This window comes from Nocardia sp. bgisy134 (assembly GCF_965341865.1).
Lineage (GTDB): Bacteria > Actinomycetota > Actinomycetes > Mycobacteriales > Mycobacteriaceae > Nocardia.
The window spans coordinates 16688-42875 of record NZ_CBDQZP010000020.1 but is presented as its reverse complement, the minus strand read 5'-3'; the positions used below and the strand labels follow the sequence as shown (position 1 = coordinate 42875).

The window sequence follows — 26188 nt, the reverse complement described above, 5'->3', positions numbered from 1 at the left end:
CAATCGCGTACTTCTCACACCCGTCCGCACGTCTGCGGATGTGAAAGCCTCTGTGGCGCACCGGCTGGGCGTCATTGGCGCATCCACAACGCACGACGCCTTCACGATCGATGCTCGATCGTGAAGGCGTCGCGGATATCGCGGCTAGCTCACCTCGCGCCGGTGGTGGTCGGCGCCGGGGATTGCGTTGTGGTGGGGGCGGGTTGGGTCGTGGTCGGCTGAGTGGTGGTCGGTGCCACGGGCTCAGCAGGGGCCACGGTCTCGGCGGGTGCCGCGACCGACGTCCGCGCCTGGGGGTTGGTCGTCTCCGGCGTAGTTGTCGCGCTGGGGGTTTGGGCCGGAGTCGTGGTCGTCGGCGCCGTGGTGGTCGGAGCCGCGGTGGTCGACGCGACGGCGGCACCGGTCTTCGTCGGCGCGGCCGTCGTGGTCGGCGCGGCAGAGGTCGTGGTGGCGGCGGCCTTCGGCTTCGCCGTGGCCGACGCCACCGCCTCGTTCGCGGCCGCGAAGTCGGCCGCGTCCGGCTGGGAGGACTTGTCGACGGTCTCGCCGGCCTGAGCCTGCTTCGCCAGGTGGGTGAGCCAGGCGGCCGCGTACTCGGCGGAGGTCAGCGGCCTGCCCTCACCGGCGTCGGCGTCGCGCCAGTAGTCGAAGTGGTGGCCGGTGTGGTCCGGGCCGAGCGTCAGCTTGTACGGGTCGCTCATGACCACCGGGATCGTGTTCTGGTTGGTCACGATCAGGCCGATGATCTCGTTCAGCACCTTCTGCGGCAGGTACGCCAGCGGCGACATCTGCTCGGTCGAGATCGAGTCCGCCTTCGCGGGCTCCTTCGGCTTGTCGCCCGGCTTGTACTCGGGATCGGAGACCCGCAGCAGGACTTCGAGGAAGGTCTCGTCGCTGGCCATCCAGTTCGGCTGCGACTGGATGTCGGCGAACGCCGCCATCGCGATGCGGCCGAGGACCACGGCGACGTCCATTCCGGTCGTCTGATTGAGTCCTTCGCGCTCGAGCTGATCCACGTTCACCTGCCTGCCGACGTTCACCACCAGCTGCAACAGCGAGATGTTCTCCGGCGCGGCGCAGGTGAGGTCGCCCTCGGAGCAGAACGACGCGATCTTGCCGTTCAGCGCACCGAAGTCACCGCTGGTGCCGGGCAGCGCGCCCTGACCCGAGACGGGCTTCCTGCCGTCCTGATACTGCTGGTCGAAGCCGTCGGGGTTGCGGAAGGGGTCCTCGGAGCCGGGGAACGGCCCGTCGCCCGCCGAGCGGCCCGAGTCGGCGAGGATGACGACGCCGAGCACGTCGTCCGGATCGACGATCCCGTGATCGCCCTCCGGCTGATGCCCGATGTTCATCGCGACGCGGCGGACGACGTCGGCGCCCTCGCTGTATCCGACGATCGAGAACTTGGTGTCGGGGCAGGCCTCCGAGATCTCCCGCATCACCTGCTGGGTGTTCTCGACGCCCGCGTCGACGGCGTCCTCGTAGGTGGACATGTTCGCCGGGTACGCGATGTAGACCGCGGCGTACGAGCCGGGGTCCACGTCGTCGGCCGGAGCGTTCACGACCGGGTCGACCCAGCGGCTGTTGTGGTCGCCGGCCAACGCGGCGGGCAACTCGTTCCCGTTGGCGTCGACCAGCAGTCTCGTGGTCCCCGCCTGGGGCGTGTCACCGCGACCGGCCACCGAGATGGTGACCATGTCGTGGCATTCCGTGACGGACGCCTTGAGCTGCGTGTCCGCGGTATGCGGTGATGACGTGACTGCGAACGAGGCAGCGACGATCGCCGCCACCCCCAAGGCAGCTGGTGCAGCGACGGCCGAAGCAATACGATGCCGCGCGAAGAACTCGCGAAGAGCCATGGTCCGATCCCATTCCATTACCGACAGGTGGACAGGCCCCCCGACGGGCCATGTGTCACCAAGGACGTCGTGGGCGGGGCGGCGAGCGTTACTGTGATCGATTCCGCCCTGACGTCGGGCAGGCAGCCGCAGCCGCATCCGTAGCCGACTCGGCAATGCCTCCGACTCGAGTCGCCGACCATCGCGTCGGCATCGTTCGGTCCAGGCCACCGCGATCACCGTGATCGACTCCTGGCTCGGCGGCGAAGGCTCGCCCGGCCAAGAGCGCTGTGCTAGCGTGGCCCATTGTAAGGGGCAGTTCTGTCGGGGAATTCGCTTACTGTGCAAGGGGATTCGTCAAGTGTGAATTGCTCGTCCATGCCTGCATCTGGGGGATGTATGCGTATTCGGGGCGTCATCACAGGTTCTTCGGTTTGCTGACCGCCTGCACGGTGGTCATCGTCGGAAGCGGTATCGCGGCCGCGGAGCCGTTGGCGGACAAGTCACGCGAGACCACCACGGACGACGGATGGCCGCTGCGGATCACCAAGACCGACGAGACGTTGGACCGGTATCCCAATCTGGCGGCCACGATGGCCGTGTGCTGCACCTGCTCCAGCCCGCCCGAAGCCGCACCAGATGACTGGTGGCAGTTCGCGATCACGGCCTCTTACACAGGAGCAGAAGCGGTGGTACGAGGCAGACCGGGCCGCGGGGAAGGTGTCGTCATGGATGCTGACCGCCCCCAATCCTCCGGCTTCTCCGGCGGAGGTGCAGGAAGCCGAGCGGCGAGCCGGGGTCGCGTTCGACGAGCAGTACAAGGATTGGCTCGGAAACGCCAATGGTTGGAAGTTCTTTTCCGGCGCCGACAGTCTTTACTCGACCTTCGATCTGTCCAAGGATTCAGCCGACCGGAATATCCTGCTGAACGTATTTCGCGAATATGAGATCCAGCCCGAAGAGCTGGAGATGGAATCCTTCGACGGACTCGTCGTCATCGGCGGCGCCTCGGGAGACTATTACATCGCGACGACCGGGTGTTCCGGCGACAACTGCTCGACCGCTCCTGTGTGGGAGCTGGGCGGCGGCGATTACGTGCGATACGAAAGCTTCAAGGAGTTCATGCAAGCCAGGATCGATCGCATGCGAAACGCCCAGCGATGAGTAACCGCAGGGCGTCGCGGTGGGCGCGACGACCGTTATTGTGATCGATTCGGCTGCATCTCGGCCCGGATCGCGCACCCGCCTACAGCAGTACCCTCACCTGCCCTGCACGGTCGACTCGAGAAGGGACACTTCGATGCGATTCACCCGTACGCACAAGTCGCTGCTGTTCGCCCTCAGCCTGATCGCGGTCGAAACAGTGGGCATCGTGCCCTCGGTCGCCACCGCCGAACCCGCGCGACCGACCATCGTGCTGGTGCACGGTGCGTTCGCCGACACCACCAGCTGGGACGGTGTCGCCGCCGAACTCCGCGCCGACGGGTATCGAGTCGTGGTGCCGGAGAACCCGCTACGCGGACCCGCCAGCGACGCGGCGGCGATCGAACGGTCTCTCACGGCGATCGACGGGCCGATCGTGCTCGTCGGGCACTCCTACGGCGGCGCGGTGATCACCAATGTCGATGATCCGGACGTGCGGGCGCTCGTCTACGTCGCCGCCTTCGCCCCGCAGCAGGGTGAGCCGATCGCCCTCGCGCTCGATCCCATCCGCTTTCCCGGCAGCCAGCTGCTGCCGCCGGCGCTGGCCTTCACCTTGACCGGCACCGGGCTGGACGCCTATGTCGAACCGGCCTACTTCCACGAGGTCTTCGCCCAGGACGTCGACGCCGCGACCGCCGCTGACATGCTCGCCCATCAGCGCTCCCTGGCGGTCATCGCCAATATCGAACTGTCCGGCCCCGCGGCCTGGACCAAGACACCCAGCTGGTACGTGGTCTCCGGCCAGGACCACGTGATCCCACCCAGCGCACAACGCGCCATGTCCCAGCGCATCGGCGCGCGCACCAGCGAGCTGAACGCCTCGCACGCCGCCCTCGTCTCCCAACCGGACGCTGTCGCGGCGGTCATCGAACAGGCAGCGGGCGAGTGAAGGAGCGGCACCCGACCACACCGACCTCGATCCACGCGCACGCCCGCGCACAGATCGACCGCGCCAACGAAAGCGGCCGCGCCCCGGTCATTTTCGTGCACGGGCTTCGGTTTCTGGCCAGCAGCTGGGACCGGTGCGCGGAATTGTTCGCCGCCGCCGACAAACCCGTGACCGTAAGGGGCGCTCAGCCGCCTTCGCCCGAAAGACGTTGGCGGAGGGTGGCCGCCCGGAGTGTGAGGTGGTTGCGCTCGGCGAGGTTCGGCGCCTGCGCGGCGGCCTCCACGTAGAGCTCCGCCGCCATGGCGACGTCGCCGGCCCGCTCGTGGAGATAGGCGGCCGCGGCGGTGTACCGCGGGAGCTTCGGGTCGAGTTCGGCGAGTTCGGCGAGCCCCGCCCGCGGTCCGTCCGCCTCACCGACGGCGACGGCGCGATTGAGCCGCACGATCGCGCTGTCGGTGAGATGGACCAGCTCGTCGTACCACTCGACGATCTGCACCCAGTCGGTCTCGTCGGCTGTCTGCGCGTCGGCATGCAGGGCCGCGATCGCGGCCTGCGCCTGGTACTCCCCCAGCCGGTCCCGGGCCAGCGCGGCTTGGAGCACGGCCACGCCCGCGGCGATCAGGTCGCGCCGCCAGCGGCCGCGGTCCTGCTCGGACAGCGGCACGAGGCTGCCGTCGGCGCGCGTGCGGGCCGGGCGTCTCGCGTGGTGGAGCAGGAACAGTGCGAGAAGTCCCGCGGCCTCCGGGTCGTCGGTGGTCGCGGCCAGCTGCCTGGCGAGCCGGATCGCCTCCGCGGCGAGGTCGACATCGCCGCTGTACCCCTCGTTGAACACCAGGTACAGCACCCGAAGCACGGTGCGCAGGTCTCCGGGACGATCCAGCCGGATGGCGCTCACCGTGCGTTTGGCCCGGCTGATCCGCTGGGCCATCGTCGCTTCTGGCACCAGGTACGCCTGCGCGATCTGGCGAGTGGTGAGGCCGCCGACGGCACGCAGCGTCAGCGCGACGGCCGACGCGGGGGTGAGGCTCGGGTGCGCGCACAGGAAGTACAGCTCCAGCGTTTCGTCCACGGAGGTCGTCGGTCCCGGCGGCGGCTCGTCGGAGACCCGAAGCTCGCGGCGGCGGCGCGCGACGTCGGATCGGGCGAGATCGAGGAAGCAACGCCACGCCGTGGTGATCAGCCAGCCCTTGGGGTCGCCGGGGCGCTGGTTCGGCCACGTCTCGACCGCACGGACCAGTGCCTCCTGGACGGCGTCCTCGGCGGTCGCGAAGTCTGCCCCGCGGTGGAGGAGGGCCGCCAGGACGCCGGGGATCAGATCCCGCAGCTGGGCCTCGTCCACCGCGTCGGCGGCCGTCATTCGGTGACGGTCGAATGAGCGGTCAGGAACGGCCGAACCTCGAGCCACTCGTGGATCGGCTTGCCGCCCGCGCCGGGCGCCGCGGACAACTCGCCCGCCAACTCGACGGCGCGCTCGTACGAGTCGACGTCGATGATCATCCAGCCCGCGATCAGGTCCTTGGTCTCCGCGAACGGGCCGTCGGTCACCGGAGGCTTGCCCTCGCCGTCGTAGCGGACCCACGCGCCCTCCGGCGCCAAGGCCTGACTGTCGACGTACTCGCCGCTCTCTTCCAGGCGGGCCGCGAAGTCGTTCATGTACCGCAGGTGCGCCTCGATCTCCGCGGGCGTCCACTGATCCATCGGCACGTCGTTGACGGACGCGGGCGCGCCTCGGTAGTGCTTGAGGAACAGGTACTTGGCCATGACGTTCTCCCTTCGGCTTGCGACCCTAGTCGGTCGCTCACCCCTGGGACGGAGCCGTGACGCCGTTCTCGACATCCGCGGTCGAAATTTTCCGCATCTTTTCGTAGGGCCTGTTCATTTCGGCGACGGCCGCGCACGAACTCCGCCTCCGTCTCGCCGCGCGGCTACTGGAGTCGATTCCGAATTCGTGGCGTTTCTCCGGGCCCTCGGTTCCCGGACCGAGGTGTTCTACGTCTGCCGGAGCGGCTCGTACTCTTCGGCGCTGAGTCCGAAGGTCCACGCGACGCCGGCGCGCGCGGTCTCGGTATCCGGCGGCACGCGCAGCCAGTAGGTGCGGCTGGTGCCGTCGGGTTCGGGCGTCGAGTTGATCACCTCGACCATCACCACGTCCTCGTCGCCGTCGAGTTCGATGCGCCAGAGCACGCCGGTCTCGTCACGGTGGATCGGTCGCGCACCGGATTCGTCGAGGTAGCGGTCGTAGCCGTAGTACTCGAGCATCACCCGGCGCAGTTCGGCGTTCTCCTCGTCGCGGATGCGCTCGGCCGTCAATGCGCGCAGATCGTCGAGGAATTCGGCGGGGATCGGCATGCCGCGCCAGGCGAACAGGGCGAACCCGTCGGTGTAGGCGAGGGCTGGGCCGTCTCCATTGTCGAGTCGTCCCGCTTCGTCGCGGTGCAGTGTGGTGGGCCGCTCGCTGATCACCGCGATCTTCTCGTACGGCCACCACCAGCCCGCCTCGCGGGCGACGACTGCCGCCGCCGCCAACGGCTCACCGGGCTCGGTACCGAACGCCGAGAGCCACGCGGCATCGTGCTGACCGAGGACGGCATCGAGCAGCAGCAGGCGAATCGCGTTCCGCTCCTGGCGGTTACCGGTCATCTCATCCATGACACCGGCCCGGATTCGGTCGACCACAGCGGCGGTCAGCTCCCAGAGGTCCGCGCCGGTCTCACGCCAGTGCTCACTGAAACTCGTGGGGCCGAGTTCGGCGTCGACGCGGGCGCGTTCGGCCGCCAGCGGGCCGTTGCGCAGCGCCTCGCGGACCGACGCGCCGGTGTCCCGCGTAGCCCGTAGTATTCGCACCGCCTCCAGGGGAGAGCGTGCCCACACAATGGTTTCCGGTGTATCGAGCCCGGCCTGCCGGTAGGCCGCCCGCACCCCGTTCTCGGCCGCCGCCCGATCCCCCGGCCCGGTGGCCGCCGACACCGAACGCCATTCGTCGCGCTTTGTCGCGTACTCGCTGAATCCTGTTGTCATCGAATGCCTTTCGCTTGCGCGGTCAGTCCGCGACAATGCGGACCGAGCCGGGCACGTATTCTCGCTGGCGCACCACCCGGAACCACCCCTTCGGCAACGTGATCGCCGCGTGCTCCTCGTGGACGACGCGTCCGCCCTCGGGTAGATGCAGCAGCATCGGTCCCGTCGCACCGGATTCGCGGATCAGCTTGCCCGGCCCCTGCACGGCGTGCGCGTGCCCGGTGACCTCGCCCAGTGCGAGCACCAGCCGACCGCGTGGATCACGCGCCACCGAAGGGGCGTGCAGAAGTTCTTGCGGTACAGCATTTTCCGCAAGAGGCGCGATCAGGACATCGCCTTGCCGATACATGAAGTTCCTCCCGTCACGGCGCGAATTCGGCGCCGTTCACCCGAGACCGTAGCGACGGACACCGACAAACTGCCCGGCCCGCTCCGGTGTCGGTGCGGCTTGGTAGAAACCTCGTGACGATCACGGCACTGCCAGAAGGGGCGGGCACATCACATGACCATCGGCGACCATTTGCAGGAGTTCGGCGGCCTGCCCGCCTTCACCTTCCCCGATGCCGAGACCGACGCGAAGAAGAAGCAGAACAGCGTTGTGTTGCCGGAGCCGGACGCGGTCGCATGGCGTCTGAGCGTGGAAACCTATGACGCGAAGGAGACGTGGGTTGAGTGCTTCGCTCGCTTCCTCGGTGCGGTCGACACGACGAAGATCACCGCGTTGATCGTCGGTACGTGGGATGACGTGTACGGCAACGGGCCCGACGAGGTGATCGAGGCCCTGTGCGCGGCCGAGGACCGGCTACCCGCGCTGCGCGCCTTGTTCCTCGGCGACATCGTCATGGAGGAGTGCGAGATGTCCTGGATCAACCAGGGCCTGGTCACCCCACTACTCGAAACCTTCTCCGGCTTGGAGGTTTTCGGCGTTCGCGGCGGTCAGAACCTGGAGTTCCCCGCCGTGCGGCACGAACGCCTGCACACGCTCGTCGTGGAGAGCGGCGGCCTGCCGGCCGGCGTCGTGCGCGGCATCGCGGCAAGCGACCTGCCCGCACTCGCGCACCTGGACCTGTGGCTCGGCACGTCGGAGTACGGCGGAGACAGCGAGGTGGCCGACCTCGCGCCCATCCTGTCGGGCGACCGCCTGCCCGCGCTGAAGCATCTCGCATTGCGCAACAGCGAAACCCAGGACGACGTCTGCGCCGCCCTCGCCGCGGCGCCCGTGGTGGCCCGGCTGGAGAGCCTGGACATCTCGATGGGCGTCCTCACCGACGACGGCGTGGCGGCGCTGCTGACCGGTCAGCCGTTGAGCCATCTGAGTGTGCTCGACATGCACTACAACTATCTGTCCGACGAGATGCGAACCCGGCTGCGCGAGACGCTGGAGCCCGCCGGTGTCCGCCTGGAGCTCGACTCCGACGACGCCGAGGAGGACAGCGACGAGGAAGACGGAACCGTCTGGCGGTTCGTCTCCGTCGGTGAATGAGCCGTGTCCGCCTCGACACCGCCGCGCTGGGTGATCGTCGGTAACGGCGAGAACCGGCGCGTCGGCATGTTCACCGACGCCGCCCGCGCCGCGGGGTCGGCGGAAATCCGAGTGGTCGAATGGCGAGACGTGCTGAGCGAGGGCGGCGCCGATTTCAGCGGCGACGAGATCGTGCGGCTGGATTCGCCCGGCGAGAATCCCGGGGTCGATCGGCTGTTGCGGGGGATTTCCGAGCCGACACGGGTGGAGGGTTCGGCTCGCTGGTACGCGCGGTTCCTCGACGCCGCGCGCTCGTTGCGCGGCGGTTTCCGGCTCGACGACACCGCTGACCTGGCCGTGCTGTTCGACAAGCGGCTGTGCCATGCGCGGCTGTCGCGCGCGGGGGTGCCGGTGCCGTCCTCGCCCACCTCCGGCGGACGCGCCTCGGTGCGCGGCTGGGCGGATGTGCGGCGTCTCATGCGCGAGGCCGAGATGCCGCGCGTGTTCGTCAAACTCGCGCACGGTTCGTCGGCCTCCGGGGTGCTGGCCATCGAATCCAGCCGCGACGGACGGCTGCGCGCGACCACCTCGGTGGAGATCACGCCGGAGGGTCACCTGCACAACTCGCTGCGCGTGCGTCGCTACACCGCCGAACGGGAGATCGCGACCATCATCGACCGGCTCGCACCGGACGGACTGCACCTGGAACGCTGGATTCCCAAGGTCTCCCAAGACGGCCGGTCCGCCGACCTGCGGGTCGTGGTGGTCGGCGGGCGCGCGACACACGCCGTCGTCAGGACGAGCCGCACACCGCTGACCAACCTGCACCTGGGTGGTGCACGTGGCGATCTGGCGAGATTCCGCGCCGCCGCGGGTGAGCACTGGGCCACGGCACTGTCGATCTGCGAGCAGGCCGCCGCCTGTTTTCCGGCGACACTGTGTGTCGGTGTCGATGTGCTGCCCGCCGTCGGGTGGCGACGGTTCATGGTCGCCGAGGTCAACGCCTTCGGGGATCTGCTGCCCCGGCTCACCGGACTGCCGGAGGGCCCGGCCGCAGGACTGGATACCTACACAGCTCAGGTCGTCGCCGCGACCGGTCGATATCACCGTGCCCAGCAGTCCGGTTCGCCAGAACTGCTCGGCGCGTTCGAAGGAGTCTCGCTGTGACGATCGCACAGGCTCCGGCGCAGGAGCCGGACATGAACATCGTGATCGGCCGAGACGATCTGCTGTTGCTCACCCTCGACACCCTGCGTTACGACGTCGCGTCCGAACTGGCGGAGGCGGGCCGGTTACCGAATATCAGCGCGCACCTCCCCGGCGGTGGCTGGCAGAAACGCCACGCCCCAGGCAATTTCACCTACGCCGCACATCACGCCATCTTCGCCGGATTCCTGCCGACACCGGCGACACCGGGCCCGCACCCACGGCTGTTCGCCGCGCGTTTCGCGGGCAGCGAGACCACCGCCGAGCGCACCTTCGTCTTCGACGAGCCCGATCTGGTGACCGCGCTGGCCGCGCGCGGTTATCACACGGCCTGCATCGGCGGCGTCGGCTTCTTCAACAAGCAGGGCGCGCTCGGCAGCGTCCTGCCGGGTATGTTCGCCGAGAGCCATTGGGAACCAGCGTTCTCCGTCGCCTCGCCCACCTCTTTCGAGGCGCAGGTGGCCTGCGCCGAGCAGGTGGTAGCGGCATTGCCTGCCGAGCGGCGACTGTTCCTGTTCGTCAACGCCTCCGCCCTGCATCAGCCCAACTGGTTTCACCTGCCCGGCGCGACCCGCGAGGCGGGCGACAACCGCGCCACCCACGCGGCAGCGCTGGAATACATCGACCGGCACGTCGGCCGACTGTTCGACGTGATGCGTTCGCGGCGACGCTGTTTCGCCATCGTGTGTTCCGATCACGGCACCGCCTACGGCGACGACGGCTTCACCGGGCACCGGCTCGGACACGAATCGGTATGGACCGTCCCCTACGGACATTTCTTCCTGGAGCCACCCGCATGACCCGCACGATCACCCTGCCCCGGCCGTATCAGAACTACGTCTACGCCTACCCGCACAAGACCGCCTACCGCCCACTCGCTCCGCGCCCCGCGCTCACCGACCTCTGGTCCGGGCAATCGCGGCGTGCGCTGTCGCTGTATCTGCACATCCCGTTCTGCGAGGTGCGCTGCGGTTTCTGCAATCTGTTCACCCGCGTCGGCGCGCCCGAGGGTCTCACCGGCCGCTACCTCGACGCGCTCACCCGCCAAGCCGAGGCCGTTCGCGCGGCCCTGGGTGATGCCGAGACCCCGCGTTTCGCCATCGCCGCGATCGGGGGCGGCACTCCCACCTTCCTCGAAGCAGACGAGCTGACCAGGCTGTGCGACATCGCCGAGGACATCATGGGCGCCGACCTGCGCACGATCCCGCTCTCGGTCGAGGCATCGCCCAGCACCGCGACCGCCGACCGCCTCGCGGTCCTGGCCGAGCGCGGGACGACCCGGCTGAGCCTCGGTGTGCAGAGTTTCGTCGAACGGGAGGCACGCGCCGCCGTTCGGCCGCAGCGACGCGCCGATGTCGAAGCCGCGCTGGGGCGAATCCGGGACACCGCCATCCCGGTGCTGAACATCGACCTCATCTACGGCATCGACGGTCAGACCGCCGCGACCTGGCGAGAGTCGCTCGATGCCGCACTGGCGTGGCGACCCGAGGAGATCTACCTCTACCCGCTCTACGTCCGCCCGCTGACCGGGCTCGGTCGGCACGCCGATCCGGTTGTGGCCGAACGCGTGTGGGACGAAGAGCGGCTGCGGCGTTACGCCGAGGGCCGTGACCACCTCCTGGCGGAGGGCTACGAGCAGGTTTCCATGCGCATGTTCCGCCGCGTCGACGCGCCGCCGCAAGGACCGGACGATTACGCCTGCCAGACCGACGGCATGATCGGCCTGGGATGCGGAGCGCGCTCCTATACCTCTAGCACGCACTATTCGTTCGATTACGCCGTCGCCCCGCGCGAAGTCCGCGCGATCATCGATACCTACGTGACCACAACGGATTTCACCCACGCCGGATACGGAAGGGTGATCGATGGCGACGAGCCCGAGCGTCGCTACCTGCTGCAATCGCTGCTCCAAGCCGAGGGTTTCGCGGTGGCCGACTACCGGCTGCGTTTCGGCCACGAACCGCACGACAGCTTCGCCGCCGAACTCGACACTCTCGCCGAGCGAGGCTGGCTGGCCGACCCGCGATCGGGCCACTTGGGGCTGACCGCCGAGGGTCTGGCCTACTCCGACGCCATCGGCCCCGAGTTCTTCTCCCCCGCGGTACGCGCTGCCATGGCCGCCTACGAACATCGGTGACCGCGGTGGATCTCACCATCCTCTATCGCGGACCGCTGGCCTCCTGCGATTACGACTGTCCATACTGCCCCTTCGCCAAACGCCGCGACTCGGCCGCCCAGCTCCGCGCCGACCGCGCCGCCCTCGAACGATTCACCGCGTGGGCGTGTGCGCAGACCGGCGACCGCCTCTCGATACTGTTCACCCCGTGGGGCGAAGGGCTCGTGCGGTCCTGGTATCGCCGCGCCATGATCGAACTGTCGCACCAGCCGCACATCGATCGCGTTGCCATCCAGACCAACCTGAGTTGCCGTACCGAATGGCTCGCCGACGCCGACCTCGGTACCGTCGCCCTCTGGTGCACCTACCACCCTGGCCAGACCCCCTACGATCGCTTTCTGGACAAGACCATCCGGATAGCGCGCGCAGGTGTACGTTTCAGCGTCGGAATCGTCGGCCTCCCGGAACATCTCGAGCACGCCCGCCGCCTGCGCGCCGACCTACCCGAGCACGTCTATCTCTGGGTCAACGCCGCCGAAGGCCACACCTACACCGACGCCGCGGCGGCCGACTGGACCGCTCTCGACCCCCTCTTCCCCTTCAGCCGCAATCCCCATCCCTCAGCCGGTCTTCCGTGCCGCACCGGCTCCTCGGTCATCTCGGTGAACGGCGACGGCGACGTCCGCCGCTGCCATTTCGTTCCGGATACCCTGGGCAACCTCTACGACGGCTCCTACCGTGCTGCCCTTGCTCCCCGCCCCTGTCCCCGCACCGAATGCGATTGCCACATCGGCTACGTCCACCTGGAAACCGTGCCGCTCTACGAGGTGTTCGCGGGAGGAGTGCTCGAAAGAATCCCCACCGTCGAGAGTCGGCCTAACCGCGTGCGCGCCGAAACTTCGCTGGGCCTTCCCGCGATCCCCGCGCGCACCTCGATTCCCCTCGCCTCGACGACGGCAACGTCCACCTGAACCAGCGATCCCACCGTCGAGTCGGAATTGAGGCTCACTACGGCGGCGAGCGATAGGTCGCCGCGGCGATCTGTGCGAACGACCGGATGAGAGGGTTTGCGGCGGTGCTGTTCCACGCGACGACAAGGCTGCTGGGCGGCATATCGGTCAGCCGGACGGCGATGAGGCCGTCGGGTAGCGCATGGGTGAGCGGTGTCAGCCCGACCGTGCCGCTCCAGAGCACTGCTTGCAGGCACTCGTGGACAGTGCGGACGACGGGACCGCGCCGGAGTTCACCGCCGGGCTCGGTGGCGTTCCAATGGGCGCGCCAGACGGGGTCGATTCCCTCGGGCAGTTGAAACCAGCGGCGATCGGCAAGGTCGCTCAGCCGCAAGGTTTCGTGGCCTGCGAGTGGATCATCGCTGCGCAGCACTACCCCGACCGGGTCGGAGCGCAGCATCACGGTGTCGATGCCGGCGTCGTCGAACGGCAGGCGGGTGAGCGCGACATCGACGAGGTCATTCCGCAGACCGGTGGTCGGGTCGGTGAGATCCGCTTCGCGGACGCGGATGTGGATCTCGGGATGGCGTTCGCGGAAGGCGGCGGCGAGGCGGGTACCGGCCTGTTCGGCGCTGTCGGCCAGTATGCCGATCGTGAGGGCGGCCGGTCCGGCGGCGGCGCCGACCCGGGCGCGCACCCGCTCGGCCTGCTCCAGCAGTGCGCGCGCCTCGTCGTAGAGCACGGCTCCGGCCGGGGTGAGTGCGACTCCGGTGCTGGAGCGATGCAGCAGATCGGCGCCGAGTTCGGCCTCGAGGCGTTTGATGGCCCGGCTCAGTGGCGGTTGGGACATGTGGAGACGGGCGGCGGCGCGTCCGAAGTGGCGTTCCTCGGCAACGGCCACAAAGTATCGCAGAGCGCGCAGGTCCATCACCGGCGACGATACCGGCACGGTATCGAGTGAACGAAAGAGGTGTTGGACGACGCGGTCCGAGCCGCGCTGGACTGGAGAAGTCCAATCGGCCGCGACGAAAACCCGGTGTTGCGGCCCAGCCTTTTCCGAGGAGTACCGACGCCATGACCGAATACGTGCTGCCCGAACCCGCTGTAGAGATCACGGGAGTGCGGGAAATCGCCCGCGATCTCGTGGTCGTGCCGAACCGAAACGTGCAGCTGGTCCCCAACATCGGGATTATCGGCGGCACGCATTCGGTGTTGGTCGTCGAGACCGGAATGGGTCCGGCGAACGCCGAGAAGGTGCTCGAGTTCGCGACCGACTACGCCGCAGGCCGCACGTTGTATCTGACCACGACTCACTTCCACCCCGAGCACGCCTTCGGCGCACAGGTATTCAGCGACGCGGCGACCTTCCTGATCAACCAGGCGCAGGCCACCGACCTGGCCACCAAGGGCGCCGGTTACCTCGAGATGTTCCGAGGGCTCGGGTCGTCGATCGCCCGGCACCTGGAGAACGTCGAATTGGCAACCCCGGACATCGTTTACGACGACCGCTACGACCTCGACCTGGGCGGCCGGGTGGTGCAGATGCGCGCCACCGGCCGAGCGCACAGCAAGGGCGACCAAGTGGTGACGATCCCCGACGCCGAGGTGATGTTCACCGGAGATCTGGTCGAGGCGGGACAATTCGCGATCTTCCCCTGGTTCCCGCCACACGACACCGACGTGTCCGGCATCGGCTGGATCGAGGTGATGCAGCGGCTGGCCGCCGAACAGCCGAAGGTGGTCGTTCCCGGCCACGGCGATATCGGTGGCCAGCGCCTGCTCACCGATGTCGGTGACTACCTGCGGCTGCTGCGCGACGAGACCTGGATCCGCCGCGACTCGTCGATGAGCCAGGACACGATCATCGAGGAAGTGCGCGCCCTGATGATCGAACGGCATCCGGACTGGGTGGGGCAGGAGTGGATCGAGCAAGGCGTCGGCTGCCTGTGCGCCGAGCACGCAGCGTCGCATGCCCACCGCAATGGCGTCCCCGAGCAATGACTCACCGCTGGCTCGCGCCGTGAGGCGATCGCTGAGTATCTGCGCGCAGCGCACGCGAGCCCATCTTGCCGGAACAGCAAGTTTTCGTGCCAGATCGTCGTGAGCCGAGCGAGACTGGGCGCCTCTCGACGGAAGGACCTCGATGAGCACCGGGACACCCCGCACCCAGCGTCCGCTGAGCACTCACCCACGTGATCGAGGAGACCGGCCGCCCCGCGGACATCCTCCGCGGATCGCTCGACGGCGCGTCCAGGCGCTGACTCCTTCTCCAGGACAGGAAAACATGATCACGGCATCCGCGCGGACGGCAGCCGTCGCGCTCATCCTCCTGCTCACGATCGTCACCGCGGCCTGTTCCACGCCGACGCCCGGTGATGTGCCCTCCTACGCCGCCGCCACGCAGGGAGATCCTCAGTTCGACAAGACCTTCCGACACGAGTTCGCCGACATCGACGGCGTCCGTATGCATTACGTGACCGGCGGCAGCGGCACGCCAGTGGTGCTGATACACGGTTGGCCACAGACCTGGTACGGCTGGTGGCCGATCATGCCCGCACTCGCCGAGCATCACACCGTCTATGCCATCGACCTCCCCGGACTGGGTGACAGCACCGGCTCGCCGAGCGGCTACGACAAAGCCACCCTGGCGCGGTACGTACACACCCTCATCGCCGATCGGCTCGGGGTGCGTGACGCTCGCGTCGTCGGGCACGATTTCGGCGCCGCGGTGGCATTCCACTACGCCGCCCAATTCCCTGCCGACACAGCGCGTCTCGGCTACTTCGATCTTCCGCTACCCGGGCCCGCGATCGACGCGTCCACGTACCGCTCGTTGAGCTGGCACATCGCCTTTCATTCCCAGCGACGGGTTCCCGAGGTGGTCGTCGGCGGCGACGTCCGCGAGTACCTGGCACTGTTCTATCCCCAGGTCTCGTTCGGCGGCACGGCATTCGGCGGCACCTCGGATCGGTCCCCCTTCACCGACGCCGAGATCGACGAGTACGCGCGGACCTACCGCAGGCCCGAGGTCCTGTCGGGCGGCTTCGAGCTCTACCGCGCTCTCGACAAGGACGTTCGCGACACCGCGGCAGCGGTACCGATACATGTCCCGACCCTGCTCATGACCGCCCAAGGGCAACTCGACCCGGTCCGAGCCACCGTGGCTCCGCGTATGACCGACATCGTGCGCGCGGTGGACGTGCCGAACGCAGGGCACTGGCTCATCGAGGAGAACCCCCAGTTCGTCACCGCGGAGCTATTGCGCTTCCTCGATTCATGACCGGCAGTCGCCGTTGTGGGGTCTCGGAAGTCGTGGCAGCTGCCGACGTAGTGACCTGCGGCTCCAGATCTGGTCGCACGCTGCCGCTTCCAGTCTCACAGTCATGGCATTTCTTCAGCTCGAACCTGGTCGTCGAAGCGCGCACGTGCGCGCTCGACGGCGGGCAATGTGTCGGTGGTCCAGTGCAGGAGTGCGTCGATGAGGTCTTGCAACGACTTCCCGATCCGCGTGATTCGGTACTCGACGGCGACAGGTCGCGTACTCGTGACGATGCGCTCGACCATCCCGTTGCGCTCGAGGCGCCGCAGTGCCGCCGTGAGTGGCTTCTGCGTCACGATCGGGATCGCCCGCCGGAGCTCGTTGAAGCGCAACGGCCGCTCGCACAGGGCGTCGAGGATCTGCAACGACCACTTGTCTAGCACCTGGTCGAGCAGCTCGCGATGCTGCTCGGTGAGCTGAGGACTGTCCGAACTGTGTGGAGCGGTTTCCGTCATGACACCTAGTCTCGTTGAAGTTCCCTTCGAGTACCAGGTAGACATCGGATACCAACTCCGACTGTGAAGGGACACACCATGGCAGTGCAGCTGCTGACCCCCGAGGGCATGTTCGCTCCCGTTCCGTACCACCATGTTTCGATCAGCACGGGTACTCGACAGGTGCACGTGGCCGGTCAGATCGCCCGCGACGCCGAGGGCAAACCCGTTGCGCCAGACGACCTCACCGGCCAGGTCGCGCACGCGCTGCGCAACACGGCACGCGGCTTGGCCGGCGCCGGAGCGAGTTTCGCCGACGTCGTACGCCTCCGGTTCTTCGTCACCCACTGGAGCCCGGACAAGTACGACGACTTCGTCGCGGGCATCGAGCGCGTCGCAGACGAGCTCGGAATACCGCGGCCGTTGCCGCCCGTGTCGGCGATCGGCGTCGACTACCTCTTCGAGCCCGACGTGCTCGTCGAGGTCGAGGCGTTCGCCGTACTCGACTGAGATCCACACCGCCGACAGGGGTGGGGCTTCGTTCGAATGTCCGTTGGGCCCCACCCGTTTCGGTGCCACCTCGCCGGACCTGGCCCGCATTCGCCACTCGGACCGGGTCCGCGGCGTCGTCCGCAGGTCGTGGCTACGCGACGGTCACCACGCAACGGGGCCGAGACGGTCGATGAAAATCCCGGTCGGCCCGTCGGCGTCGATCATCGCAAGACGGAGGATCGAGTCGGTGCCCTCGGTGACAGTCAGCGCGCCGGTGTGGTTGTTCATGTCGGTGGCGGCGAACTTGCGGTTGGCGATCTCTCCGGGGGTGGCGATGTTGAACTTGATCTTCGGGAGCGCCTGGGCGTATCGGACGGTAATCATGTTCAGCGCCGCTTTGGACGAGCTGTAGGCCAGCTCGTGGAATTTCGAGAAGGGCTGCTCGGGATCGGTCACGACCGTGAAGGAACCGCCACCGCTGGATACCATCACCACCCGCGGATTCTCCGCCGCCTGCAACAGGGGCAGAAACGCGTGTGTCACCCGGATCGGTCCGTACACGTTGGTGTCGTAGACGGAATGAATCTCCTCGACTGTGGCATCCGCGGGCGCGACACCCTTGCCCGGTGCGCCTGCGTTGTTGATCAGCACGTCCAGCTGGTCGGTGTGCTCGCGAACGAGCCGTACCGCATCGGTCACCGATTCGTCCGAGGTCACGTCCAGCGGGACCATCACCACGTTCGCGCCACCGGCGGTCAGCTTGTCCGCGGCTGCCCGTCCGCGACCTTCGTCACGCGAGCCGAGGAAGATCGTCCAACCCTGTTCCCCGAGCCGCCGAGCCGCTTCGAGACCGAGTCCTTTGTTGCCACCGGTAATCAGCACCGAGGTCTGTTCTGGGTTCGTCATGCGCATTAGACGAACCGTCTCGCGCGCCCGTGACAGTGTGTGAACGAGGTCATAATTCGACGGGAATCTCGTCTGCACAATCCGCCGCTACCTGCGATTTCATCGCAGGGTGAGCGGCGTCTCGGATTCGACGCGGTTCAGCTTCTCCGGGTTGCGGACGAAGTAGAGGCCGGTGATGCGGGCGTCCTCGACACGAAACGCCATGACGCCGTCGAGAGCGCCGTCCAGGCGGAAGACGAGTGCCGGGTTGCCGTTGACCACGGTGGAGTCGATCGCGATCATTGCTTCGGTCTTGGAAGTGCCGCCGAGGATGAACCGGACCACGTTGTCGACGCCGATGATGGGCCGCAGTGCGGCCTGCTTGATGCCACCACCGTCGCTCATCAAAACGACATCGGGGGCGAGTACGTCGAGCAGGCCCTGTAGGTCTCCGGTTTCGAGAGCGCGCTGGAACGACTCGAGAGCCATCCGGGTCTGGCGCGGGGAGACCACCGAACGCGGGCGACGGGCATCGACGTGCCTGCGGGCGCGGTGCGCGATCTGGCGGACGGCCGCGGGGTTCCTGTCGACGGCGGCCGCGATCTCGTCGTACCCCAGGTCGAACACCTCGTGCAGGACGAATACCGCCCGCTCGGTCGGGGCGAGGGTCTCGAGCACCAGAAGCATTGCCGTGGAGATACTGTCGGCCAACTCGATGTTCTGGGCCACGTCGGGCGCGGTGAGCAGCGGCTCGGGTAGCCAGGGGCCGACATAGGTCTCCTTGCGGCGGCCGAGCGTGCGTTGCCGGTCCAAGGCTTGACGGGTGGTGATCTGCACCAGGTAGGCACGCTGGTCTCGTACCGTGTCGAGATCGACTGCCGCCCATCGCAGCCAGGTCTCCTGCACGACGTCTTCGGCGTCGGCGGCCGAGCCGAGCATCTCGTAGGCGACCGTGAAGAGCAGGTTGCGATGGATCCCGAAGGCCGCAAGGGCGGGATCCTCGCGACTGGCTTCGTTCATGGCCGCACCACGATCCCCAGGACGTACTTCGACCATGGATGATTCCTGTCCGCTCGCTCGACTGCCCCACGCACAACACACCGGACCTATGTGTCATGTCAATCCGGAACCCACGGAGATGGCGGGCCGCTTCGGTCTGTACCAAGGCGACCCGCCATAGCTGGTGTCAGTGGGTGAGGCCGCCGAAGAACTCGCGGAGGTCACCGGCGAGCAGGTTGGGCACTTCCAGGGCCGGGAAGTGGCCGCCGGAGTAGAACTCCGACCAGTGCACGATATTGTGCGCCTTCTCGGCGAAACGGCGGATCGCGAAATCGGCGGTGGTGAAGACGGCGACACCGGTCGGCACGGTGCCCTTGGGCTTGGGCGCGAATATCGACCCGTCGTGGAACCGCTCGTAGTAGTAGTTGGCCACGCTGCGAGCGGTATCGGTGAGCCAATAGATCGTGACCGTGGTCAGGATCTTGTCGCGGCCGATGGCCTGATCGGGCAGTTCGTCGGCGGCATCGGTCCACTCCTTGTACTTCTCGACGATCCAGCCCAGCTGCGCGACCGGCGAATCGGCGAGCAACTGCGCCAACGTGTTCGGGCGCGAACCCGCCAAGCTCATGTAGGCCGACCCGTTGTCCTGGAATTCCTTCATGCCCGCGAGGCGCTGCTTGTCGGCATCGGTGAGGGCGGCCATATCGGCGGGATCGCCGGTCGGGAAGGTGACCAGGGCATTCGCGTGCACCCCGATCACGTGCTCGCCGTGCTCGCGGCCCAGGCGCGGCGCGAGGAACGCACCATGGTCGCCGCCCTGGACGCCGTAGCGGTCGTAGCCGAGTCGGGCCATGAGCTCGGCCAGGGCGGCAGCGACCTTGCCGTCGTGCCAGCCCAGTTCGGTGAGCGGGCCCGAGAATCCGTGGCCGGGCAGGGTCGGGATGACCAGGTGGAAGGCCGGGGCCTCGGGCTCCCCGTGTGCGGCCGGGTCGGTCAGCGGGCCGATCAGGTCGAGGAAGTCGGCCGCGGTGCCGGGCCAGCCGTGGATCAGCAGCAGCGGGATGGCGTCGGCATGCTGCGAGCGGATGTGCAAGAAGTGCAGGTTCTGGCCGTCGATGGTGGTGGTGAACTGCGGGTGTGCGTTGAGGCCGGATTCGATTGCGCGCCAATCGAACTTCTCGGCCCAGTACGCGGCCAGATCGCGCAGGTAGGCGGTCGGCACCCCGCGCTCCCAACCGGCTGCGGAGACCTCATCGATCCAGCGGGTGCGGGTCACGCGGTCGCGCAGGTCGTCCAGGTCGGCCTGCGGGATGTCGATGCGGAAGGGGCGGATCTCGTTGCTGCTCATGACATAGACAATTCCGGTAACGAGGGCGCCGCCGAATCACGAAATCTCGTTATTCTCGGGCCGTTGTCCTGATCCAGCCGGGTAAAGAAGCCCGCGGACTGTCGAGCCGAGTGGTTGATGCGCAATGATCGCCGTGTGAGTGGCGTGGTCAGTGGCGTGCTGGTGGGCCGTGCCGCGGAGGTAGCGGAGCTGGCGGATGCGGTCGGCGATGAGCAGGTGGCCGCGGTGTTGATCGGCGGTGAGGCCGGGATCGGGAAATCCCGGTTGGTGGCGGAGTTCAGCCGCCGCCTCGATCCGTCGGTGCTCACCCTGATCGGACGCTGTCCCGAACTCGGCAGCACCGCAGTGCCGTTCGCGCCCTTCGTCGCCGCATTGCCGAGCGTGGTGCGCCGGCTCGGCGTCGACGGAGTGGCTGCGTTGCTGCCGCCGCAGCCCGCGCTGGCGCGTTGGCTGCCGCAGCTGGCGGTGCGATCCGGGCTGCCTGCCATCGAGTCGGATCGCACCCAGCTGTTCGGTGAGGTCTTGATGCTGCTCGAGCAGCTGGGTACGCAGCGACCGGTCGTGCTCGTGCTGGAGGATCTGCATTGGGCCGACCAGGGCACCCGGGAATTGCTGGCATTCCTGGTGGCCAATCTGGCCGAGCGACAGGTATTGCTGATCGGCACCTACCGGCCCGCCGAATCCGGGCCGCTTCGTGACCTGGTCGCCCAGCTGCGCCGCAACCCCGCGGTGCGCATCGTCGCCCCCCAGCCGCTGACACGACACGAGGTCGGGCGGCAGCTGGCAGCGCTGCTGGGCAGCGAACCTGCACCGGAGGCGATCGCCCGGGTCTTCGAGCGCAGCGGCGGAAATCCGTTGTTCATCGAGGCGCTGAGCCGATCGCCGGAGCGTATCCCCGCCGATCTGACCGACCTGCTGCTGAGTTTCTTGTCGGGGCTGGGCGACGCCGGCCGCGTCGTCGTTGCCGCGGCCGCGGTCATCGGCTCACCTGTGCGACACGACATGCTGGCCGCCCTCAGCGAGCTGCCCGCCGCGTCCCTGCTCGCGGCCGTCCGAGAATTGATCGATCGGCAGTTGCTGCTCACCACCGACACCGGTTACGAATTTCGGCATGTGCTGATCCGCCAGACCGTCTACGAGGACCTGCTGCCTGCCGAACGCGCCCGCATGCACGCTCGACTGGTCGAGATCCTGCGCACTCGCCGCGCGACGCTGCCCTCGCCGGTCTACTACGCCGAGCTGGCCCACCATGCCGAGGCCTCTGATGACCTGCGGCAGGCGCTGATCGCCTACTGGAAATCCGCCGCGGTCCTCGACGACGCCGCTGCCCAGCTGGATCCCCTGCAACGGGTTGTGGACCTGTGGGACCGCCTAGCTGCCGCGGAACTTCTAGGTACAACGAAAAGTGCTGCGCTGGAACAGCTTGCGGCTGCCTGCGATCGTAGCGGCGAAGTCGTGCGCGGCATCGCCGCCGTCGATGACGCGTTGGCCTCCGTCGACCCGGCCATCGACCCGTCCCGGGCCGCCCGGTTGTATCTACTGCGCGCCGCGCTGCGCAGCCGCACCGGAGCGGGCCCAGGCGCCGATGTGGACCGTGCCCTGGAACTTCTGCCCGTACAGCCACCGACACTTCTCCGCGCAGAAGTCTTGGCTGCCCGCGCCGTCCATCGCGTTTTCACGGGCGATCCGGCCGGCGCGGCCGAGGACGCCACCGCGGTCCTGCGCACCGTCGAATCTCCGGCGGACATCGCGGATGCGGGACTGGACTTCGGTCCCGGCTACGGGCCGACCCCGGACCCGGTGCGGATCGCGCGATTGACCGCCCGCGCCCACGCCTACCGAGGATTGGCGTCCGCGGACGACATCGACACCGCCATAGTGTGTTTCGAACAGGCCAGGCTTGCCGCCGAGCTGTCCTCGGACACTCGAATCGCCGTCGACGTCGCGGTGTGGGAATCGGCGGTACTGGTAGGGGCCGGCCGATACGAGGCCGCGATCGGCGTGGTCCAACGAGGACTCCGCGCAGCGCAGGCCGCCTTCCGCTTCGAGGAATCGGGACCGATCCTGTTCGTGAAGTGGGCCCAAGCGCTGACCGCGCTCGGCCGCTGGCCCGAAGCGCTCGGCGTGGTCGATGACGTGCAGCTGACGCAGCTGCCGCCGCTGAGCGTGGCGGCGCTGCGGCTGTCTTACGCCAAAATAGCTTTGGCACAAGGTGATACAGAGCAGGCGCAGAGGCTGGCCGCGCAGGCCGCAACACTGCTCGGCGACGGTGTCTGGGCGCAGCAGTATCGCATCCAGCTGCACGTCCTACGCACCGCACTCGCCATGCAGCACGGGGATATGGAAGCGGCGCGAGCGATTCTCGATCAATCGGTGGCCGACGGCACGGCCGTGCTGACCGCCCATCCGCACGAAACCTGGCCATTGCTGGCATTGAGCGCCCGAGTACCGCAGGTCCCGGCCGAGCTGCGGGCCTTGGCCGACTCGATGCCGCAGACTTCACCGGTCGCCATCGCGCACTCCGCCGTATTCCGCGCGCACACCACGGGAACCGCACTCGACTGGTCAACGGCTGCCGATGCCTGGGGCGCCCTGAGCCAACCCTACGAACACGCGCAAGCTCTACTCGCCGCGGCAGAATCCGGTGTCGCCGAGGGCAATCGTGTATCGGCAATCGCTGCGCTGCGACTAGCCGTATCGCGCGCCACCGAGCTCGGGGCGGTCCCGATTCTGGATGCCGCACAGCAATTGGCCCTCCGCGCCCGCCTCACCGTGGACAATCCCCCTGCTGGCTCTCCGAGTCCGAACGCCGCGCCGCGCGGTTTCGGTCTCACCGCCCGTGAGCTCGATGTGCTGCGCCTGGTCGCCAAAGGGATGAGCAACCGAAGCATCGCCACCGAGCTGTTCATCAGCCCCAACACCGCCGGGGTCCACGTCTCCCGAATCCTCACCAAACTCGGCGCGTCCAGCCGCACCGAAGCAGCCGCAATCGCCCACCGGCACAACATGATCTCGTAGGTCCGCCCGCGCCCGGCGACGCGGCGGCCGAAACGTGCCGACGAACGGCCGGGCAGTCGGTGCAGTTGCTTCGATCACCGCCGCGTTCTCGGCCGGGCCGCCGAGTCTTCGCATGCGATGACATACCGGCCCGTCGCCGATTCAGTGCCGCAGTGTCGCAATGGCGATGTCGAGGAATTCGCGCAGGAGCTTGTCGTGGTGGTCCGCGGCGACGACCAGGCATGTCTCAGCCTCGGGGGCGTCGGTGACGGGGCGGTGGACGAGGTCGGGGCGGACGTAGGCGCGTGCCACACTCAGGGGGACGAGTATCAGGCCGTGCCCGGAGGCGATGAGCTCGAACTTTTCTTCCAGTGACAACGTCCGCCTGTTCTGGACGTCGAGCATCCGCTCACCGTCGAGATCGGCCAGGGTGAGTTGCCTGCGCGACGCGAGCGGATGGGTCGCGGGCATGCAGGCAACCCGGGGTTCGTGACCGACCGGGATGGTGCGCAACCCGGATTCATCGAAAGGTCGTCGCAGGTAACCGATCTGAGCCCGTCCGTCCCGCAGTGGTGTGTCACGCTCCCACCAGCGCGCAGGGACGACATCGGTCTCGACCTCCGGGTGGCGCACCGCGAATTCCCGGATCGCCTCCGATACACGCAATCCGGCTGAGAAGGCGATCACCAGCCGTCGCGCGCCGCGGTCGACATCGTGCACGCGCCGCACCGCCGCGTCGACGGCCGCGAGGATCCCCTGCGCCTCTTCGTAGAGCTGCTTCCCGGCAGCGGTCAGCTCCACGTTGCGGGTGGTTCGCACGAGCAGCGCGCAATCCAATTCCTGCTCGAAAGCCTTGATCTGACGGCTCAGTACAGGCTGGGCGATGTAGAGCTTTTCCGCCGCCCGGCCGAAGTGCCGGTGCTCTGCCACCGCGGCGAAGTAGCGGAGCTTGCGCAGATCCAGATCCATACCCTCACGGTATCAATCTACGGAAAGGGTCTTGGACGTCGCGACGAACCGTCACCAGACTCGAAGCATGATCGTTATCACCGCCCCCACAGGTCACATCGGCAGCCGACTGCTCGACATCCTGCTCGAAACATCCACTCGCAGTGAGGAATTGCGCGTCATTGTGCGCGATCCCGGGAAGCTCCCGGAAGCGATCCGCTCCCGCGTCGATATCGTCACCGGATCGCACGGCGATGCCGATGTCGTGGACCGGGCCTTCGCCGGCGCGGACGCCGTCTTCTGGCTGGTCCCGCCCGATCTCCATGCGCCGAACCTGGATGCCGCGTTTTCCGGATTCACGCGCGCCGCCGTGAAGGCGTTCACCACCCACGACGTCGGGCGCGTCGTAGGCGTCTCGGCGCTCGGGCGCAGTACTCCCGTCGCGGGTCGCGCCGGGCAGGTGACGGCGTCGCTGGCAATGGACGATCTGATCGCGAGTTCCGGCGTGGCCTATCGGGCGCTGGCGAACCCGTCCTTCATGGACAACCTGCTGTGGCAGGCGATTTCGATCCGCGACGACGGCGTGTTCACCGGCACCGCCGACGCCGACCGCACGGCACCGATAGTCGCCACCCGCGATATCGCCGCCGCAGCCGCCCGCCTGCTGCTCGACCGCTCCTGGTCGGGGACGGGCGAGGTCGCGCTGCTGGGACCGGAGGATCTGGCACCGAACGATATGGCGCACACCATGTCCGAGGTGCTCGGTCGCCCCGTCCGCTACCAGCGGCAGTCTCTCGACGACTTCCGCGCCGCACTGACCGCGCGAGGCGTCAGCGATCCGATCGCGACCGCCTACGTCGACATGATGCACGCCAAGAACAACGGCCTCGACCACGGCGTGCCGCGCACCGCTGCGACCGCGAGCCCGACGAGCTTCCGCGAGTGGTGCGAGCAGATTCTCGCGCCGGCGGTCCGGGCATGAGCGCCAAGACCGTCCTCATCATCGGGCATCTGCGGGCTGGAGCTGCTCGGTAGCGCGCTGGCTGTAGTTCTGGTCGAGGTGCCCAGGACGAGGTCGGTGTCGACGGGCTCCACTCTCTGCTCGCGCGGACCGTCGAACGCACCCGCCCGGCCAGTCCGCCGACGCCGCCGCCGACGAGCACAAGCGCCACGCTCACCGGGCGCTTGCCGTCGCGGCGGCGCGGGCGGTCAGCGCACCCATCATCATGACCGACCGCTTGCGGCTGGCCAGTCGGCTCAGCGTCGCGGCCAGTCGGTTCATCCTGCCGACAGCGATGCTGGGCGGCGGGTCGCGCCGATCCAGCGCGCGCAGTGCGGTCTCGACGACCTGCTGTGGCGTCTGCAGCCGCTGGCCGGCCGCCGCCTGCGGGCCTGCGGTGTCGAAGAACTCGGTCCGGGTGGCGCTCGGTGACAGAGCGAGCACCCGCAGCCCGGTGCCGCGGTGTTCGTACCAGAGGGCCTCGGTGAAGCTGAGTACGAATGCCTTCGCGGCGCCGTAGACGGCCATCCGTGGGATGGGGGTATAGGCGGCCATGCTCGCGACATTGACCAGGACACCGCGATCGGATGTGCGCAGATCATCGATGAAGGTCCTGGTCAATTCGACGACTGCCTGCACATCGAGGGCGATCTCGGCACGGATCTGTTGGGGGTTTTCGTGGATGAACGGCGCGTGGGTGCCGAAGCCTGCGTTGTTCACCAGCCCGGTCAGCCGCAGACCACGGTCGTGCAACTGGGTGGCCAGGCGTGCGGCGGCGCCCGGTTCGGCGAGGTCGCAGGCGAGCACCGTGACGGCGACGCCGTGCGCGGCCTCCAGTTCGGCGGCCAGGGCCTCGAGCCGGTCCTCGCGGCGTGCGACGAGGACGAGATCGGAGCCGCGGCGGGCGAGTTGACGGGCGAACTCCGCGCCGATTCCCGAGCTGGCGCCGGTTACGAGCGTCAGCGCGCCGTGGTGGTCGAGTGGCATACGAACTCCTTAGAACATCTGGCATCGAGTGCCAAACTAGCATCAAGTGCCAGATGGACGCACAGGTTCAGGCAGGCATCACATCGGATACGGTTGT

General features: G+C 67.9%; 25 protein-coding genes. 12 read left to right on the top strand and 13 right to left on the bottom strand.

Annotated features, from left to right (window positions below):
* Positions 1 to 149: 149 nt before the first annotated feature.
* Positions 150 to 1859, bottom strand: a complete 1710-nt coding sequence (locus ACRWNM_RS29295; RefSeq protein WP_431971356.1) for a cutinase family protein — start codon at positions 1857 to 1859, stop codon at positions 150 to 152.
* A gap of 397 nt (positions 1860 to 2256) precedes the next feature.
* The gene (locus ACRWNM_RS29290) at positions 2257 to 2430 is read right to left on the bottom strand and encodes a hypothetical protein (protein ID WP_431971355.1); all 174 of its coding nucleotides are present in this window, start codon (positions 2428 to 2430) and stop codon (positions 2257 to 2259) included.
* A gap of 140 nt (positions 2431 to 2570) precedes the next feature.
* On the opposite strand from ACRWNM_RS29290, the gene ACRWNM_RS29285 reads away from it, so the two are divergent.
* The gene (locus tag ACRWNM_RS29285) at positions 2571 to 3002 is read left to right on the top strand and encodes an SMI1/KNR4 family protein (protein WP_431971354.1); all 432 of its coding nucleotides are present in this window, start codon (positions 2571 to 2573) and stop codon (positions 3000 to 3002) included.
* 136 nt (positions 3003 to 3138) lie between these two features.
* On the top strand, positions 3139 to 3930 hold the full coding sequence (locus ACRWNM_RS29280) for an alpha/beta fold hydrolase (protein WP_431971353.1): 792 nt from the start codon (positions 3139 to 3141) through the stop codon (positions 3928 to 3930).
* 184 nt (positions 3931 to 4114) lie between these two features.
* On the opposite strand, the gene ACRWNM_RS29275 is transcribed toward ACRWNM_RS29280, so the two are convergent.
* The 4 genes from ACRWNM_RS29275 to ACRWNM_RS29260 all read right to left on the bottom strand — a co-directional run bounded on the left by ACRWNM_RS29275 (position 4115) and on the right by ACRWNM_RS29260 (position 7219).
* Complete coding sequence (locus tag ACRWNM_RS29275; RefSeq protein ID WP_431971352.1) at positions 4115 to 5287, bottom strand: RNA polymerase sigma factor; 1173 nt, start codon at positions 5285 to 5287, stop codon at positions 4115 to 4117.
* A complete protein-coding gene (locus ACRWNM_RS29270; protein ID WP_431971351.1) occupies positions 5284 to 5691 on the bottom strand; it encodes a YciI family protein in 408 nt (135 codons plus the stop codon). Before ACRWNM_RS29270 ends, ACRWNM_RS29275 begins: the two co-directional genes overlap by 4 nt.
* A gap of 228 nt (positions 5692 to 5919) precedes the next feature.
* Positions 5920 to 6948, bottom strand: a complete 1029-nt coding sequence (locus ACRWNM_RS29265; protein ID WP_431971350.1) for a DUF6745 domain-containing protein — start codon at positions 6946 to 6948, stop codon at positions 5920 to 5922.
* Between the two features lie 22 nt (positions 6949 to 6970).
* The gene (locus ACRWNM_RS29260) at positions 6971 to 7219 is read right to left on the bottom strand and encodes a hypothetical protein (RefSeq protein ID WP_431971349.1); all 249 of its coding nucleotides are present in this window, start codon (positions 7217 to 7219) and stop codon (positions 6971 to 6973) included.
* A gap of 231 nt (positions 7220 to 7450) precedes the next feature.
* Here ACRWNM_RS29260 and ACRWNM_RS29255 point away from each other — a divergent pair, with 231 nt between their 5' ends.
* From ACRWNM_RS29255 to ACRWNM_RS29235, 5 genes are read left to right on the top strand one after another with little or no spacing between them, the layout of a single operon-like run.
* Entirely contained in the window at positions 7451 to 8431 is a 981-nt protein-coding gene (locus ACRWNM_RS29255; protein ID WP_431971348.1) for an STM4015 family protein, read from the top strand.
* 3 nt (positions 8432 to 8434) lie between these two features.
* The gene (locus ACRWNM_RS29250) at positions 8435 to 9577 is read left to right on the top strand and encodes an STM4014 family protein (RefSeq protein ID WP_431971347.1); all 1143 of its coding nucleotides are present in this window, start codon (positions 8435 to 8437) and stop codon (positions 9575 to 9577) included.
* Positions 9574 to 10416: an STM4013/SEN3800 family hydrolase gene (locus tag ACRWNM_RS29245; RefSeq protein ID WP_431971346.1), complete on the top strand. Its 843-nt coding sequence runs from the start codon at positions 9574 to 9576 to the stop codon at positions 10414 to 10416. The genes ACRWNM_RS29250 and ACRWNM_RS29245 overlap by 4 nt, the downstream gene beginning before the upstream one ends.
* On the top strand, positions 10413 to 11753 hold the full coding sequence (locus ACRWNM_RS29240) for an STM4012 family radical SAM protein (RefSeq protein ID WP_431971345.1): 1341 nt from the start codon (positions 10413 to 10415) through the stop codon (positions 11751 to 11753). The genes ACRWNM_RS29245 and ACRWNM_RS29240 overlap by 4 nt, the downstream gene beginning before the upstream one ends.
* Positions 11750 to 12703, top strand: a complete 954-nt coding sequence (locus ACRWNM_RS29235; protein ID WP_431971344.1) for an STM4011 family radical SAM protein — start codon at positions 11750 to 11752, stop codon at positions 12701 to 12703. The genes ACRWNM_RS29240 and ACRWNM_RS29235 overlap by 4 nt, the downstream gene beginning before the upstream one ends.
* A gap of 37 nt (positions 12704 to 12740) precedes the next feature.
* On the opposite strand, the gene ACRWNM_RS29230 is transcribed toward ACRWNM_RS29235, so the two are convergent.
* Complete coding sequence (locus ACRWNM_RS29230; protein ID WP_431971343.1) at positions 12741 to 13631, bottom strand: LysR substrate-binding domain-containing protein; 891 nt, start codon at positions 13629 to 13631, stop codon at positions 12741 to 12743.
* Positions 13632 to 13756: 125 nt separating this feature from the next.
* On the opposite strand from ACRWNM_RS29230, the gene ACRWNM_RS29225 reads away from it, so the two are divergent.
* A complete protein-coding gene (locus tag ACRWNM_RS29225; protein WP_431971342.1) occupies positions 13757 to 14683 on the top strand; it encodes an MBL fold metallo-hydrolase in 927 nt (308 codons plus the stop codon).
* Between the two features lie 283 nt (positions 14684 to 14966).
* The gene (locus ACRWNM_RS29220; RefSeq protein WP_431971341.1) at positions 14967 to 15962 is read left to right on the top strand and encodes an alpha/beta fold hydrolase; all 996 of its coding nucleotides are present in this window, start codon (positions 14967 to 14969) and stop codon (positions 15960 to 15962) included.
* 101 nt (positions 15963 to 16063) lie between these two features.
* Here ACRWNM_RS29220 and ACRWNM_RS29215 read toward each other — a convergent pair whose 3' ends face one another.
* A complete protein-coding gene (locus ACRWNM_RS29215; RefSeq protein ID WP_431971340.1) occupies positions 16064 to 16456 on the bottom strand; it encodes a winged helix-turn-helix transcriptional regulator in 393 nt (130 codons plus the stop codon).
* A 78-nt stretch (positions 16457 to 16534) separates the two neighbouring features.
* Here ACRWNM_RS29215 and ACRWNM_RS29210 point away from each other — a divergent pair, with 78 nt between their 5' ends.
* Complete coding sequence (locus ACRWNM_RS29210; RefSeq protein ID WP_431971339.1) at positions 16535 to 16945, top strand: RidA family protein; 411 nt, start codon at positions 16535 to 16537, stop codon at positions 16943 to 16945.
* A gap of 144 nt (positions 16946 to 17089) precedes the next feature.
* On the opposite strand, the gene ACRWNM_RS29205 is transcribed toward ACRWNM_RS29210, so the two are convergent.
* From ACRWNM_RS29205 to ACRWNM_RS29195, 3 genes are all read right to left on the bottom strand, one after another.
* Positions 17090 to 17911, bottom strand: a complete 822-nt coding sequence (locus ACRWNM_RS29205; RefSeq protein WP_431971338.1) for an SDR family NAD(P)-dependent oxidoreductase — start codon at positions 17909 to 17911, stop codon at positions 17090 to 17092.
* Between the two features lie 21 nt (positions 17912 to 17932).
* Positions 17933 to 18832 carry an RNA polymerase sigma-70 factor gene (locus ACRWNM_RS29200; RefSeq protein WP_431971337.1) on the bottom strand — a complete coding sequence of 300 codons (900 nt, stop codon included), beginning with the start codon at positions 18830 to 18832 and terminating at the stop codon, positions 17933 to 17935.
* 166 nt (positions 18833 to 18998) lie between these two features.
* On the bottom strand, positions 18999 to 20159 hold the full coding sequence (locus tag ACRWNM_RS29195; protein ID WP_431971336.1) for an epoxide hydrolase family protein: 1161 nt from the start codon (positions 20157 to 20159) through the stop codon (positions 18999 to 19001).
* Positions 20160 to 20294: 135 nt separating this feature from the next.
* Here ACRWNM_RS29195 and ACRWNM_RS29190 point away from each other — a divergent pair, with 135 nt between their 5' ends.
* On the top strand, positions 20295 to 23177 hold the full coding sequence (locus ACRWNM_RS29190; RefSeq protein ID WP_431971335.1) for a helix-turn-helix transcriptional regulator: 2883 nt from the start codon (positions 20295 to 20297) through the stop codon (positions 23175 to 23177).
* Between the two features lie 141 nt (positions 23178 to 23318).
* Here the strand turns inward: ACRWNM_RS29190 and ACRWNM_RS29185 are convergent, their stop codons facing one another.
* A complete protein-coding gene (locus ACRWNM_RS29185; RefSeq protein WP_431971334.1) occupies positions 23319 to 24125 on the bottom strand; it encodes a LysR family transcriptional regulator in 807 nt (268 codons plus the stop codon).
* Between the two features lie 67 nt (positions 24126 to 24192).
* On the opposite strand from ACRWNM_RS29185, the gene ACRWNM_RS29180 reads away from it, so the two are divergent.
* Positions 24193 to 25086 (top strand): NAD(P)H-binding protein, encoded by an 894-nt coding sequence (locus ACRWNM_RS29180; protein ID WP_431971333.1) that lies wholly within the window; start codon positions 24193 to 24195, stop codon positions 25084 to 25086.
* Positions 25087 to 25278: 192 nt separating this feature from the next.
* Here the strand turns inward: ACRWNM_RS29180 and ACRWNM_RS29175 are convergent, their stop codons facing one another.
* Positions 25279 to 26091: an SDR family NAD(P)-dependent oxidoreductase gene (locus tag ACRWNM_RS29175; protein ID WP_431971332.1), complete on the bottom strand. Its 813-nt coding sequence runs from the start codon at positions 26089 to 26091 to the stop codon at positions 25279 to 25281.
* Between the last annotated feature and the right edge of the window lie 97 nt (positions 26092 to 26188).